This is a genomic window from Paenibacillus agaridevorans (assembly GCF_018604145.1).
In the GTDB taxonomy this organism is placed as follows: Bacteria; Bacillota; Bacilli; order Paenibacillales; family Paenibacillaceae; genus Pristimantibacillus; species Pristimantibacillus agaridevorans.
The window spans coordinates 587403-601692 of sequence record NZ_CP075889.1 but is presented as its reverse complement, the minus strand read 5'-3'; the positions used below and the strand labels follow the sequence as shown (position 1 = coordinate 601692).

Genomic DNA, 14290 nt, shown 5'->3' with positions numbered 1-14290 from the left:
CTCTCGTCACATGCGGGCGAATTGGCCCAAGAACCGCAGATCGTTGCTGTAGAAATGGCGAATGTCGTCGATGCCGTATTTCAGCAGCGCAATCCGCTCCACGCCCATACCGAAGGCGAAACCGGTCACTTCCTCGGGATCGTAACCGCCCATCTCCAGTACGCGCGGATGAACCATGCCGCAGCCCAGTATTTCGAGCCAGCCCGTCTGCTTGCACATCCGGCAGCCGTCTCCGGCGCATTGCACGCAAGTCACGTCTACCTCGGCGCTTGGCTCCGTGAACGGGAAGAAGCTTGGGCGGAGGCGAATCTGCGCTTGCGAACCGAACATTTGCTGAACGAATTGCAGCAGCGTTCCTTTGAGGTCGCTCATCCGAATGCCTTTGCCAATAACAAGACCTTCGATTTGATTGAACTGGAACGAATGCGTAGCATCGTCATCATCGCGGCGGTATACCTTGCCCGGGCAGATGACTTTTACCGGCGTCATGCCGGCGCTCGCCTTCATGGTGCGCACCTGAACCGGCGAAGTGTGCGTACGCATCAGGATCTCGTCCGTCACATAAAACGAATCCTGCATATCCCGCGCGGGGTGATTCTTCGGCAGATTTAGCGCCTCGAAGTTGTAGTAGTCTGTCTCCACTTCAGGACCTTCCGCGATCGTATAGCCGAGACCGATAAACACGTCCTCGATCTCCTGCGCCACTTTGTTCAGCGGATGTACGGATCCCGTCGGCAGCTTCCGGCCTGGCAGCGTCACATCGATTGTTTCCTCGCGCAGGCGTCCCTCCGTCTCCTCGCGTTGGAATGCAATCTGCTTCTCTTCGATGACGGCTTCGATCGCGCCGCGCACCTCATTGGCCACGCCGCCGATGATGGGACGTTCTTCCGCGCTAAGCGCGCCCATGCCGCGCAATATTTCCGTCAAAGCGCCTTTTTTGCCCAAATATTTAACCCGCAGATCGTTCAGGGCGCCCTGCGACGCCACGGCCTGCAGCTCGCCGAGCGCCTCGGCGCGCAGCTCCTCCAGCCTTGCCTTCATTCTTCATCGCCTCCAAAAGTTTGTAACCCTCTGCCTTCGCCCGTCTTGGCGGGCAACATCAACTGCTTGCTGCTGTGCCCCAAAGCTGCACTGGAAATATGGACCGGACTCCTCAGCGAGCGTCGTCGTTTGTTTGCTTCTCCGTTCTCGCTAACCTAACGGACACCAGCGACGTTATTTCGCCCATACAGCGGCTTTCGAGAATCTAACGGACACAAGAAACCTTATTCGTCCTCCGGAGAGCCTTTCAGCCACCTGTCGCACCTAATAGCGCTTCCTATGTCCCTTACGTTTGAAAACACATCGTTTTCTTAGAAATAAGGTTCCTGATGTCCGTTAGCTTATCATCGTTACTCCAAGAGCGAACCGACCAGTCAGCATTGTAACTCCTAAAGCACTCGACTGCATCAAGCGGTGTGTAACTCTGTTCCTTTCCAACAAAAAAAGGTCCCTCCTCCCCGAAGGGACGGAAGAACCGTGGTACCACCCTAATTCCAACCACGTTGCGTACTATAACCGCAGTTCGTGATTGCTCTAGTCCCGTTAACGGCGGGAACCGTGCAGCCCTACTGACGCGGAACAATATCCGGCCGTTCAAGCGCATGCTCCGGAGCGAACTTCGGCAGCCTGTTCCATAAGGACGCTCTCAATCCATGGCGTCCTCTCCCTGTGCGGAGGCACTGCGTACTCTTCTCCATCAAAGCAGCTTCATATCCAACATTTCCAAACATTAATCTATATTATATGCAAGGAGGCGCCGGGTTGCAACCTTCAGTTGTCAAATTCCTTTTCTGGTTCTTGATCGTCTCTTTGGGAAGCGATAACCGATATGCGATCGCGAATCGCTTTGGCGGTATCGCTGTATATTCCTCCGTGATAACAGACGACCCGTTCGATATCGTATGTCAGCAAAAGCTCAAGCGAACGCAGAGCAAGCTGCGAATCTATTGATTGCTCGGGGATGGACCCTTTCAATATGCCATTTGAAATAATCAGCGAGTCTCCTGCTATTAACGTGCGGCTGGGACGATGGTACAAGCTGATATGACCCATCGTATGTCCCGCTGTCTCGATAATTTCGACGTTGCCATTGGAATCGAGAATATCGTTGTTCCCGACGAGACGTCCGACTGGAGCGCTAGGGGGATGCTCCAATACCCGTTTTAGGGCTGAACGATGCGGCTCTGGCAGCAGATCCAATCGGGCAAGCGATTCCGGAGTCACCTTGGCTAACGGAAGCTCGCCTTCAATATGCGGGCGTTCCAGCCGATGCGCGCAAACCTCGATTTCCCCGGCACACAGCGCCAATACGTCAGGTAAACTTCCAATATGATCGATGTCATGATGAGTAAGTACGATTCGTTTTAGATCGGCAATGGAGAACCCCTCTTTCTCGAAAGCCTGCAAAATAAGCGGCAATTGCCCGGGGTAACCGCAATCGACAAGCGTCAAACCATCTTCAAGCACAAGAAGCGACGGATAAATGCGATTGGTTTCTCCCATAATGATCGCGGTCAATTCGAGAACACGTATTTCATGCGGCATATGCATATAAAAAACCTCCTCATACAATTATGATAGTCCCTATGGATTCTTATCATAATAAACGAGGAGATATTAATCAATATTAAATATTTTATTATATCATAAATATTGTATTTTGTAAATAGTTAATTTGATTCATTTATGATTACGAATCAATTCGCATCATCATCTCTTCCAGTAGCCTGATCCGGGCGAACGAAGCTCGCAGCAAACCGATGCCGATCTCGGGATACAAACGTACCAGACGCGAGACATCGTCGCCGGAGAGCTTAAGGACGCGCGCATCGCCCAGCAGCGACTGCGCCGTCACGGTGGAGGGCGATCCGTCAAGCGCCGACGTAACGCCGCACACGTCACCCGGTCCAAGCACGCCGATGGTGCCTTCCCAGCCCGCCGCGGACACGCTTGTTAATTCGATATTGCCTTCGACGATGACATACATAGCCGACTGGGGTTCCCCCCTCTTAAGCAGGATGTCTTCGTCGGAGATCGTCTCCTCTTCGGCTACGCCCGCGATAAGCCCCAATTCCTCGAGCGACAGGTCGGAGAAATAAGGAACCTGCTTCAGGAATACGACTTTGTTCAAGCGGTTCATGATTTGACCTTCGTTTGTCACAGCCCTATCCCCTTTCCGTTCGGCCAGCGCCTCGTTCGCCATTTCCCTCCACCAATCGTCAGATCCGTGCAGTGCCGCTTCCAGCAGTGTCATCGCCTCATCCCGCTCCATCTTGGGACGAGCCATCGTTTCCAGTTCCAATGAGATGACCATGGCTTGCGAAATTCTTCGATCGCCGAAGCCTTCCGACAGCACCTCCAGCGCGTTGCTGCGGTACTCCTCCTCGGCATGCGTGACGCCTGTACGGATAACTTCAACGGCGCGTTCATCCGTCAGCTTGGCAAGCATGGCCCATATGCCTTTGAACACGAGCAACCGCACCTCATGCCAACGCATATCCGCGAGACTGGCCAGCTTTTCCTTGCCGCATACTCTCAGCGCGGCACCATAGTCCGCCGCTTTGCCAAGCTCCGAGAGCCGGCCTAACGCCTCTTGCGTCAATCCGCCGCGCATGTCTTCTTCGCCTAGCAGCTCCGACAAGGCCATTACGGCCGAGCTCCAGTGTTTGGCAGGCGCATCCGGCAAGCTCGCCAGCAGCGGCTTCACCGAAGGCTGGCCAATGTCGACGAATGCTTTTGTGGACGCGGACAACATCTCTTCATCCATCCGCGACAGCTTGGGCAAGAGCAGGGGGATAAGATCCTCGCTGCGAAGCTTCCCTAACGCGCGGATAGCGGACACTCTGGCAGCGGGATGCGGATCCTCCGTCAACTTGATGATCGCGGGAACAAATGCGGTAAGCTCCAAGTCCGCGATCGCGCCGCACATGTATACGGAAGCTTCGCCGCCCTCTTCCAGTATGCGGTCGATAACCTCTCGGCAAGCCTCGTAACTCTGTTCCTTGCCAAGCGAATACATCGCCTTGACGGCCTCCGCCACGACGGAAGGATGGCGATCCAGCAGCTTTTGCCGCAGGAAGAAAAACGCTTGCTCCTTCAGTTGCTTCATGCGGGCAATCGCGCGTACCCCCTCCGTCCTAAGAGCGTCGTCCGGATCCTCCAGCAGCTTGGCGATTTGCGCCATGGCCGGCAGATCGGCGCCTGCGAGCGACATCGCCCTGATTGCCGCAATACGAATCCGGTCGTTCCCCTCCTCCAGCAGTCGTAACAGCAGCGGCAGATCCTTGGGGTCATGCAGCCTGCCGATGAGCTGAATGCCGATCTCGCGAGCCGTATCCGTTGGATGATCCAAGAGCCGCCTTGCTTCCTCCATTGCCGCAGGGTTCATGCTGATCTCGTCAAATGAATCCGCGATATCCGCGGCGCTCATGGAGCTGACGCTCCGGACAAGCTCGCGCATGTACAGTTTTCGTCCATACCAGGCTAACACAAGCAGCAGCGCCGAACCTGCCAGACCGATCACGGACAGCAGCTGCCACGAAAGACCTAACCCAGCATGAAGGAATTGCATGCCAGCGCCCAGCAGGATGCCGGCAGAGGCTGCTATTCCTTGTGCGGCGAATCGATAGCTGTCGCGCTGCGCCAGCGGAAGCGTCTTGAAAAACAGCTGATAGGACGGCTCCGCCGAATAGTAGAGCAGCAGATAAAGCAGCATGTAGCCTAAAGAAATAACGGGCATCGCCGCTGCTCCGCCTCCAAAGATTACAGCTCCGGCGAACGAGAGCACGTACACTCCCGAGATTATTGTCAACATTTGACTCGCGCCAAGCTTCTCCATCAACCTGCCAGAGACAAGCTGAAGCAAGAAAGCCAGAACGAACAATATCATCGTAATCATGCCAAAAAACTGGCTAAATGCTTGTTCATTGACATAGGACAATCGGGCAATGCTCAGGAACTCATATTCCATTAGGAAATACAGAGCCGGCATCATCGTCATCAATAAGATAACCATTAGCAAGAACGGGGACCGGAGTGCATGCTTGAATACCGCACCTGCTCCGATCGTCTCTTCTTCAACCGAGGCGGCTTCCATCCGAAGCGATATCGGCACCAGGAAGTCGGAGATCACTTTACGGTATCTTCTCCAAACAAGCAGCAGCAACAGACCCCCGACCGTATAGATAACAACGGGCCCAAACGCGAGACTAATAAGCTGCGCCAGCAAGCCGGCCGTCGCGCCGCCAAGCGTAGCGGAGCCTACGAAAACCGGCATAAGCCGCTTCGCTTGCTGAGTCGAACAGAGATCGATCGCCAGACTCCAAAGAAGCAGCGTTTGCTGGCGCACGACGAAGCTCGACGCGATAAAGAGCACCGGATAGAACCAACGGGCATCCATGCCGAGCCCCTCTAACGTGATCAAGATTGCGGCATTTACGCCAACGATGCCAACCATCATGGCATACATGACCCGCATCAGCTTCGGCTTCGGCAGTCTGGATGCCAGCCAGGAGAGCAGCCAGGCTTCGAGAGGCAATATGAAGGCTTCCGCTGCGTACACGTACGGCAAAAACTCACTGCCGAATCGCTGGTTAAAAAGCGTCATGAAACTATTGTAGTTCAGCATCTCCGCGATGCCGCAAATAAAAAAAACAGGCGCCATCAGAAGCAGCTTGCGCTGATCCTCCGGACGGGCGCCGACGGCTCGCAATATTCCGTTCATATTCCCACTACTCCTACTGTCTCTAATCTATCTTGATATGATAGACGAGGCGATCCTCGCCCTCGTAATAATAATCGGGGCAACGTCCGATCAGATTAAAATTCAGCTTTGCGAACATCAGCTTGATCGCGTCATATTGCGGCAAATCACAGGTATAGGCCAATAGATATCGGGCGTTCTGTTCACGCAGGTAACGAAACATTTCTTCGATAAAGCCCGCGGCCAGTCCGCTTCTACGATAATCCCTGTGTACGACGAGATAATCCCAGTTGTATCCGCCAGTACCCTGTTCATTCGGCGCCATGCAATTTATGCCTGCTATGCTTCCGTCCTCGCTGCGGGCGTACCAGAAAATGCTGTCTCCCAGCAACGCCCGATAAGGCAGCTCGCGAAAATGTTTTAGTTCGCCCGGCGTATAATTGGTGTCGTCGAACGAACTGTCAGACAGCAGGAATGAACTGATATCATCCGCCGTCTGCTTGTCGCCAACCCTTTCAATCCGACTAGATTGAACCAGCATGCTTCCCGCCCCCATAAGTCTCTATCATTTTCTCAGTGGTTTATACGGCTAACGTACCGTTCCAGCCTTCGGACGAGCCCTTCTGGTAATATTCGTCGCACAGGTAGAAATAAAGTTTGGCCGCCTTGTCGAACCGGTTCAACTTAATGACCTCAACGAACGTCTCCCGAGCGTCGTAGAAACGTCCCTCTTGGCAGAGGCGAATGCCCTTTTCGAATGTCGTTTTGGTCCGATCCTTTAGCTGACGCTCCTTGTCAGAGTCGCCTTCGTAAACATCGAACAGCTCCACGGATTCGTCTTTGCCTTCCATGCCGATTCGCCCCAGATAACGGCAGCGGATCCGTTCCGGCGCGCGCAGCTGATCGAAGAACGTCTTCGTCACTAGCAAGGATGAGCCCATCGTATCGGACAACCGTTCCAGCGCCGTCGTCACGTTAACGTCATCGGAGATGACATTGCCCTCCATACGCTGCTCCTCGCCGACAATGCCGAGCATCAGCGGTCCCTTATGGATGGCGATCCCCATGTCGACAGGACGGTAACCTGATGCGATCAGGCTATCGTTGTAGGCCGCAAGCTCCCGTCGGATCGCAATCGCTGCGCGAATCGCATCCTCCGACCTTCCAGGGAACAGTGCCATAAAGCCGGCTCCGAGATATTTGCTGATTAGTCCTTCCTCCTGCCGAACGAACGGGCTGAAGCGCTTGAGGAAACCATTCATGAAGTCGAAGTTCTGCTTCGGAGACAGCTGCTTGGACAACTGATTGAAGGAGCGGATATTGGCTACCATCACCGACATGTTGCCTTGTACCTGATCGCCGAGATGGACCTCCGTAATCCCCTTCTTGCCCAAATACTTGAAGATCTGCTGAGGAACGAATCGATGCGAAGCCTCACTGAAGGTCGTAATGTCCTTAATATAAGTTCGAATATGCTGGGCCATCCGGTTGAATTGCTCGCCGAGGTCGCCAACTTCGTCTTGCGAGCGGATATTCACATGAACGTCCCAGTTGCCGCTCGCCATCTCCATCACGCTTTTGCGAAGCTTGCGGAGAGAACGAAGCAGCCAATATGTAACGCCAAGCACCATCGCGATAAGAACGAGACTGCTTAAGCCGATGTTGCGCAGAATGCTCTGGTAGATGGTAGTGTTGGATTGATAGAGCACGTTCAGGTCGCTGCCCGTCTCATAGACGCCGACGATATTGCCCGACGAGTCGTAGACGGGACCAATGGCATACATAAACTTGCCCGTTGCGTCCTCCCAGCGTTCGGAGACGATGGCACCGCTCTCGACGACCGGCTTGTTTGTCTCTGTCACCGCAAACGGTTTGAACATGTTCACGCCGTCGTCATCGTCCATGATGACAAAAAATTGGCCGTTCTCGTATTTGTACAACGTGCTGTACAAGCCTTGACGAATGGATGGGTCTTCGTTCTCATACAGGAAACCCATCTTGTCGCGGAGCGCCACATAATCGGCATTGCCGTAATCGCTCGGAGAAGCGAGGCGGCTTAGCTGGTCGCCGTCGATAAGCGTTTGCCCGTTGCGTGCCAGCAGCGACAGCTGGCGCTGCATCTCATCCTCCATTCGAGTCGAGAAGCTGTCATAGATAAAGTTGGAGAGCATGAACATCGAAACGACCAAAATCGGAACAATGGCGAATACTTGCTTGAAAAACAACGATACCCGGCGATTCAGCCAATGAATATAGACCATTCGGAGCAGTGCGACGACTGCAAGAGCTAGCAAAGCTGCTGCAGTCCAGAAGATCCATGTTTGGCGAATCTCCGACTTGCCTTGTGCCAGCGACGTTATGACGCTCGAGTCCTGCTTGTTTGCGGCAATATAGACGATGCGATCGTCCATCGCCAGCTGCAAGCCGCCTTGGTCATCGACCTCAACATCCATGATTTCCAGAAATTCGGCTCCGCCTGAACGCACCGCAAGCTCTTCTTCGGACAGCTCCGTACGAATTTCGCCCGGATTCGACAAGCTGATGCTTGAGACAGCATTTACAAGCCTGTCGATAAAGTACAAGCGCCCGTCATGCAGCTGTAGAGATTCCGGGAAGTTGCGGCTTGTCCGCTCCGTCTCCGGCAACGGATAAATTTTGGCGCTTTCGCCTCCTGCCGTCACATGGTAGATGGCGCCTCTCCGCGTGGAGTAATAAATCTCGCCTTGCTGGGTGCCCGCGACCTCCGACAAATAACGTTCGCCAGGCAGCGTGAACCTGTATATCTCTTCGGGTGCTCCGCCCGTCAACGGAATGCGCATTAACCCGATTCCGGCTTCGGCTTCGTCGATATAGAAGTAAACATGATCGCCTTGCGTCTGCACGCCTTTGATCTTGCCGAGACGTTTATTGCCGACCGCGCCATCGTAGGTATAGAGTATCGTACCTTCCTTGGAGCCCGGCTCATAACGCATGAGTCTTTCTTCGTGCACGTACAGTCCGTATTCGTCCAGCACCGTGTCGAGGGCAATCATGCTCCCGTCAGCCGCCGATTCAACCTCCGTGAAGCCGTGGCTTTTGCCGTCCTCATCTCCTAGCTTCACATCTTGAAGAATGACACGTTCTCCGTCCAGCTGGATAAGCTCTTTGCGGGAATCCGCGATGACGTGAACAAGACCGCCCTGACCTATCGAAGTTTTGGATAGATACGAAAGCGAACGTTCTCCTTCGAACGGCAGATTTGCCATCTGTGACCGATTCGCGTATACGAGCCAGGAGAGACCAATTGCGATCAGGAGCAGCAAAATAATGACCGGGGACTTTCGCATGAACACCATCGCTTTCCGAATGCTTGAATTTTCTATTTCTATAGTACTATATGTTTGTTAGATTGACATCCCTTTCCTTTCATTTTTTGTGACGAATGAGAGCCGATTGTGCAGGTTTATGTTGATGAAAGAAAGAGGCTTATAGTACTATTATTAATAGAGATTGTTCAATAAGCCTGCTTTCCTACTCGACATCGAATAATGAAAAAAAGAGAGAGGAAGACCTCAAGGTCCTCCTGCTCACGGAAAGGATCGTCATGGGTCAATTAGTATGCGGCGGCGCCATGCTTCAATGCAGCTTCGGAGTAGCGCCAAGCAGCTTGGTCATGCTGCCGGCCAACGGAGTTCTTAATGTTATGCCCGCAGCCAATATTATGGACAACAAACCAATGGTCAACATATTGCCTTTCGGCATGTGCCAATCTCTTGCCAATCCAACCGTCGCTTCTGCCACGGCAGCCGCACTGGGCGCGTTGACTCCTATGCCATGCATACCAGTCACCGCCGCTCCATGGGCGCCCGGCTCTCCGACCGTGCTGATTGGCAATATGCCCGCATTAAACAACTCATCCAAGTGCATGTGCAATTGGGGCGGCGTTATTTCGATAACGAATCCGGGCCAAATGACGATACAGGTGCCTTGACATGATAGAAGCGATACTCAAGCCCATATTCAAACCTATTCAACGGATCATCATCCGTCCCATCAAACGAGCCAAGACGCTTCCCAAGCGGCTGTTCGCCATGCTTCGCAGATTTCTTGTCACTGCCTTGTTCGGACCTCTTCGCTCGCTGGACAATTACTTGCGGCTTGGGAGTTATTACATCGCCAAGAAGATGATCGCTTTGATTGTGATCATCTCTCTCGTCATTGTATACTTCGGCTTTATCAATCCGCCCGCCTTCCTAAACAAGTGGATGGGCAAGACCCCGCAATTGGAGGCAACCGCGCTTGCGGGGAGCGGCTTCAACGGAACGGCGGCCGTGCGGGACGGAGATGGAAATCTGCTTTATGAGGGCGCTCTGGTCGACGGACTGTATTCCGGCGAAGGCAAGCTTTATTATCCGAACGGCGTCCTGCGCTACAGAGGCGCCTTCGACAAAGGATTGATGACGGGAGACGGAGAGCTGTACACCGAGGATGGATTGCTCCTGTACCGCGGTCAATTCCTTAATGACGTATACAGCGGCACGGGAACACTCTACAACGCTGATGGTTCTCCGAGCTACGAAGGCTCCTTCCTCTCCGGCAAGTTCGAGGGAGCCGGGGTCGCTTACAACGCAGACGGCAGCATTCTATATGCCGGCAGCTATTTGCAAGGAATGTACGAAGGCGAGGGCAAGCTCTCGAATTCTGAAGGCAAGCCTGTCTACGAAGGAGCTTTCGTCGCCGGCGTCTATGAAGGAGCAGGCAAGCAGTACGATGCTGCTGGCAATATCAGCTACGAAGGCAGCTTCGCCGGCGGCAAAGCTTCCGGGATGGGCAAAGAATTATATTCTTCCGGCTTCGTCAAGTACGAAGGCGAGTTCCTGCTAGGGTCTTACCATGGGGCTGGCACGCTGTACAGCGAATCGGGCAAACCGCTGTATGTCGGCACATTCCTCGGAGGCGCGAAGAGCGGCACCGGCGAAGCTTATGACGATGCAGGCATACTTCGATATGGAGGACAATTCGCCGAAGGTGTCTATCAAGGCATAGGCAGTTTGTACGATGCGGACGGAGCCGTCCTGTACAAAGGTTTCTTCCGCGCCGGCAGCCCTTGGGCAGATGGCTTCCACGGCATAACGCTGACGAAACTCCAGGAGACGCTCGGCGCAGCCGATCCTCCTCCTGCTTCGGAGACGCCTCTTCTTCCGGAGCTTCCTCTTGGAGATGACTCTGCCGAATTGGGAGAAGCTTCCGCCGAAGGAGCTTCGACTGGGGAAGGCGCTGAAGATGCAACGACAGGCGGCGGTGCCGATACGAATTCAAGTGGCAACGGCGGGAACTCCGCAGGAGAAGGCGGCGAGGCTGCAAGCGAGAGCAACGGCGTTGGCCCGGATGCCGATCCTGCTGACGCAAGCGACGCCCCCTCTGGCACCAGCGGAAATGTAAGCACGTTGTCGGGCAGCAATACCACGGACTCGAGCAGCGGTTCGACTGCCGGGAACGGTAATGCGGCATCGAGCAATGGTTCAACTGCCGGGAGCGGTAATGCGGCATCGAGCGGCGGTTCAACTGCAGGGAGTAACACAGGGGCAATCGGCGGCAGCACAGCCGGAACTGGCAATTCAGCAGCAAGCTCTGCTTCCGGCGCATCCGATCCTGAGATTGACGATCTTTTGCCGGATTTGCCTGCGACGCAGACACTGACTTATGCTTCCATGGGCATGTCGTTCGTACTGACGGCCGATGAGGACAACCCGGAGCTGTTTACAGTAACCAAATTGTCGACCTGGAATAAAGCTGTCATGGACCCTGCTTACAAACGGCTTGTTGATGCCAAGGTCGTTTCTGTCAAGGAGACGTTGCCGACTGGCAGGACTAACGTGCGTTTCGTATCGGGAGGGATTCTGTACACCTTTACTTTCAACAAGGATACGATTGTCCGTATGGAACTCAACCAGTTGGTGCCCGAAGCCTGATTGACCATCGTACGCCAAGCCAATACACATCAACGAAAAGAGCTGCCCGAAGTCGAATGTTCGACTCCGGGCAGCTCTTTCTCAGTCAAACGAAGTGGCATCTCATCGCCCAAAGATTGCTTATAGACACGTTAAAGTATCGGGCTCGAAAGTAACCAAGTCGGTCTCATCGACTTATTCCTCGCAATGTGCGCTACTACTAGCTAATAGGTCGGCCTCGCCGACTTATTACTCGTGATGTGCGTATCTGTGAACCTGTAAGTCGATCCCACCGGCAGTTGCTCGTTCGCCTACTTTTTGGAGCCATAAGCGTTACTAACGCCTATGGACGCTAATCAGAGTTACTTTAAGGTCCATCGGCGTTTTTAACGCCTACAGCTGCTCGTACGCCTACTTTTTGGAGACATAGGCGGTACTAACGCCTATGGACGCTAATCAGAGTTACTTTAAGGTCCATCGGCGTTTTTAACGCCTACAGTTGCTCGTTCGCCTACTATTAGGAGACATAGGCGGTACTAACGCCTATGGACGCTAATCAGAGTTACTTTACAGTCCATCGGCGTTTTTAACGCCTACAGATGCTCGTTCGCCTTCTTTTTGGAGCCATAAACGTTAATAACGCCTATGGACGCTAATCAGAGTTACTTTCCGGTCCATCGGCGGTTTTAACGCCTACAGCTGCTCGTTCGCCTACTTTTTGGGGCCATAAGCGTTACTAACGCCTATGGACGCTAATCAGAGTTACTTTACGGTCCATCGGCGTTTTTAACGCCTACAGCTGCTCGTTCGCCTACTTTTTGGAGCCATAAGCGTTACTAACGCCTATGGACGCTAATCAGAGTTACTTTACGGTCCATCGGCACAACAAAAAGGCCTCCCGATTCCCGTATAAGGAGAATCGAGAGGCCACGACTTGATGTCCAAATGCATTATTCTTTGTCCGCTGCCGCTTCCATCAATGCGGATGTCATCTCAGCCGCGGCCGACTTCGCGGAAGTGCCGAGACTCTTGAATGCCCACCAGCGAACGGCGATTACGGAGGCGGATGACTCGTTATCGCCTTGCAGCTTCATGCCGATGCGGAATGTCCCCTTATCGGGATAAACAATCGTGCCCAGCGAGACATTTGGGAGGGAAGGCTCGAATTCCGTCCCTTTAAACACATCGCTTTGGCCGTAATAGACCTGTTTCTTCGCTGCGGAGCCGTTGGCATGGCCGGATTCGTCGATCTCCTCCAGGCCCACGACGACGGTTACCGGTCCCTCGCCCAGACCGTGAATCAATTCGTCGGAGACGTAGTTCTTCTTGCCCCTGGAGAAGAAGAAACCTCCCGTCTTGCCGATCGACTCCAGCGCGACCTCCATCGTGCCTGTTGCAATCTCATCATAGAGATGCTGCGGACGCGGAATGCCGAGCTTGAAGTCGAATTCGTTGCGGTCGGGATGATACTTAACGTCGAGCGATGGCTTCGCCCCATATTCCAGGTCCTGCGTTTCCGCGCTCGCGAAAAACTTATGAAGCGACGCCCCGCCTCCGCTCCTCGACAGGCGTTGGGTCAGCGTTGTGCTCTCTATATATTCGTCGAACGGCATGCGGTCGACCTTCTCGATCATGTATGTGGGCCCCATCTGCAACAAGCTGATCTTCGCCAGGCAGATGCTCTTGTCCGCCGATCCCTCTACCGCATGCTCCAGACTACGGCTATGCCAGTCCTCCAGAATCTTCTCCGCGACGGGGACGTCAACGACTTCGATCTTCTGTTTTACGCTGGAGTCGACGGAAACAGGTTCGTCGCCGATCGTCAACTTGGCATTTCGGGCTGGAACCGCGAGTTCTGCGAACACTCCGCCTTCATGCGGCGCCTTTAGCTGATACGTAATGGTATACTCCGTATCCTGCGCATCGCCCGGTTCTTGGAAGGACACGACTCCATTGGAATCGCCAACGTTCTGAAAACCTGTCAGCTCGTACTCATACGAGAACGCGATGCGCGGAGTCTGCAGCGTCTTCTCGACGACGAGGCGCACCTCTATCACTTCGCCCGGCGTCACATATTTCGGCATGCGCTGCGTAATGCGTACGTTATCTCGCTCGTAGAGCGTGACGATGTTCTCCATCAGCTGGACGAACTCGAAGGATGACGGCGTCGGCGCCGTCTCGTTGATGAAAAGCCGGTACGATTCCAGCACGCGGTTATATTCGCTGACCTCGCCGGAGCGGACGGAGGCATTGCCTACGGAATGCACCGGCTCCTTGCCCTTTTCGTCATATGCGACGCAGAGGTAGACGTTTTTTTTGTATTCGTTGTTCGTAAAGCCTTCGATCATGGACAGCTTCATCGTGACAGGCGCCGGAATGACGATTTCGCGACCGATGTAGTCGATCGCCACGCCCATCTCGACGGACACCGTTTTGTCGTCCACGGCGACTACGGACATGCCGGACAGGACGCCGCTGCCGAACATTAGCCGGTTGAGCAGCCTTCTTTTGTCATTAAAATATTTTTGCTCCGACTCGAAATCCCTTACGGTCAGCAGCTTGCCGTAGAAATAACGGTTTCTCTCGAACGGGTACAGCCTCGACTTCTTCACACCAA

8 protein-coding genes and 1 other annotated feature are annotated in these 14290 nt (G+C 53.9%); of the genes, 2 read left to right on the top strand and 6 right to left on the bottom strand.

Annotation, left to right across the window (positions count from 1 at the left end):
* Nucleotides 1–6: 6 nt before the first annotated feature.
* The 5 genes from pheS to KJW29_RS02390 all read right to left on the bottom strand — a co-directional run bounded on the left by pheS (nucleotide 7) and on the right by KJW29_RS02390 (nucleotide 9069).
* Complete coding sequence (gene pheS, locus KJW29_RS02410) at nucleotides 7–1041, bottom strand: phenylalanine--tRNA ligase subunit alpha (RefSeq protein WP_214628618.1); 1035 nt, start codon at nucleotides 1039–1041, stop codon at nucleotides 7–9.
* A 459-nt stretch (nucleotides 1042–1500) separates the two neighbouring features.
* Nucleotides 1501–1751 (bottom strand) — a binding site (T-box leader).
* 61 nt (nucleotides 1752–1812) lie between these two features.
* Complete coding sequence (locus KJW29_RS02405) at nucleotides 1813–2592, bottom strand: MBL fold metallo-hydrolase (protein ID WP_214628617.1); 780 nt, start codon at nucleotides 2590–2592, stop codon at nucleotides 1813–1815.
* Between the two features lie 139 nt (nucleotides 2593–2731).
* Nucleotides 2732–5764 carry a HEAT repeat domain-containing protein gene (locus KJW29_RS02400; protein ID WP_214628616.1) on the bottom strand — a complete coding sequence of 1011 codons (3033 nt, stop codon included), beginning with the start codon at nucleotides 5762–5764 and terminating at the stop codon, nucleotides 2732–2734.
* Nucleotides 5765–5786: 22 nt separating this feature from the next.
* Nucleotides 5787–6284, bottom strand: a complete 498-nt coding sequence (locus KJW29_RS02395; RefSeq protein ID WP_187104634.1) for a GNAT family N-acetyltransferase — start codon at nucleotides 6282–6284, stop codon at nucleotides 5787–5789.
* A gap of 40 nt (nucleotides 6285–6324) precedes the next feature.
* The gene (locus tag KJW29_RS02390) at nucleotides 6325–9069 is read right to left on the bottom strand and encodes a HAMP domain-containing protein (protein ID WP_214628615.1); all 2745 of its coding nucleotides are present in this window, start codon (nucleotides 9067–9069) and stop codon (nucleotides 6325–6327) included.
* A gap of 257 nt (nucleotides 9070–9326) precedes the next feature.
* On the opposite strand from KJW29_RS02390, the gene KJW29_RS02385 reads away from it, so the two are divergent.
* Nucleotides 9327–9713, top strand: a complete 387-nt coding sequence (locus KJW29_RS02385; protein WP_214628614.1) for a DUF4280 domain-containing protein — start codon at nucleotides 9327–9329, stop codon at nucleotides 9711–9713.
* A 1-nt stretch (nucleotide 9714) separates the two neighbouring features.
* On the top strand, nucleotides 9715–11694 hold the full coding sequence (locus tag KJW29_RS02380; protein WP_214628613.1) for an MORN repeat-containing protein: 1980 nt from the start codon (nucleotides 9715–9717) through the stop codon (nucleotides 11692–11694).
* A 929-nt stretch (nucleotides 11695–12623) separates the two neighbouring features.
* Here KJW29_RS02380 and KJW29_RS02375 read toward each other — a convergent pair.
* A complete protein-coding gene (locus KJW29_RS02375; RefSeq protein ID WP_214628612.1) occupies nucleotides 12624–14285 on the bottom strand; it encodes a hypothetical protein in 1662 nt (553 codons plus the stop codon).
* Between the last annotated feature and the right edge of the window lie 5 nt (nucleotides 14286–14290).

What these genes read in the sequence shown, in the direction of transcription:
- pheS (WP_214628618.1), bottom strand. Translation starts at nt 1,041, where the DNA reads ATGAAGGCAAGGCTGGAGGAGCTGCGCGCCGAGGCGCTCGGCGAGCTG.
- KJW29_RS02405 (WP_214628617.1), bottom strand. Translation starts at nt 2,592, where the DNA reads ATGCATATGCCGCATGAAATACGTGTTCTCGAATTGACCGCGATCATT.
- KJW29_RS02400 (WP_214628616.1), bottom strand. Translation starts at nt 5,764, where the DNA reads ATGAACGGAATATTGCGAGCCGTCGGCGCCCGTCCGGAGGATCAGCGC.
- KJW29_RS02395 (WP_187104634.1), bottom strand. Translation starts at nt 6,284, where the DNA reads ATGCTGGTTCAATCTAGTCGGATTGAAAGGGTTGGCGACAAGCAGACG.
- KJW29_RS02390 (WP_214628615.1), bottom strand. Translation starts at nt 9,069, where the DNA reads ATGCGAAAGTCCCCGGTCATTATTTTGCTGCTCCTGATCGCAATTGGT.
- KJW29_RS02385 (WP_214628614.1), top strand. Translation starts at nt 9,327, where the DNA reads ATGGGTCAATTAGTATGCGGCGGCGCCATGCTTCAATGCAGCTTCGGA.
- KJW29_RS02380 (WP_214628613.1), top strand. Translation starts at nt 9,715, where the DNA reads ATGATAGAAGCGATACTCAAGCCCATATTCAAACCTATTCAACGGATC.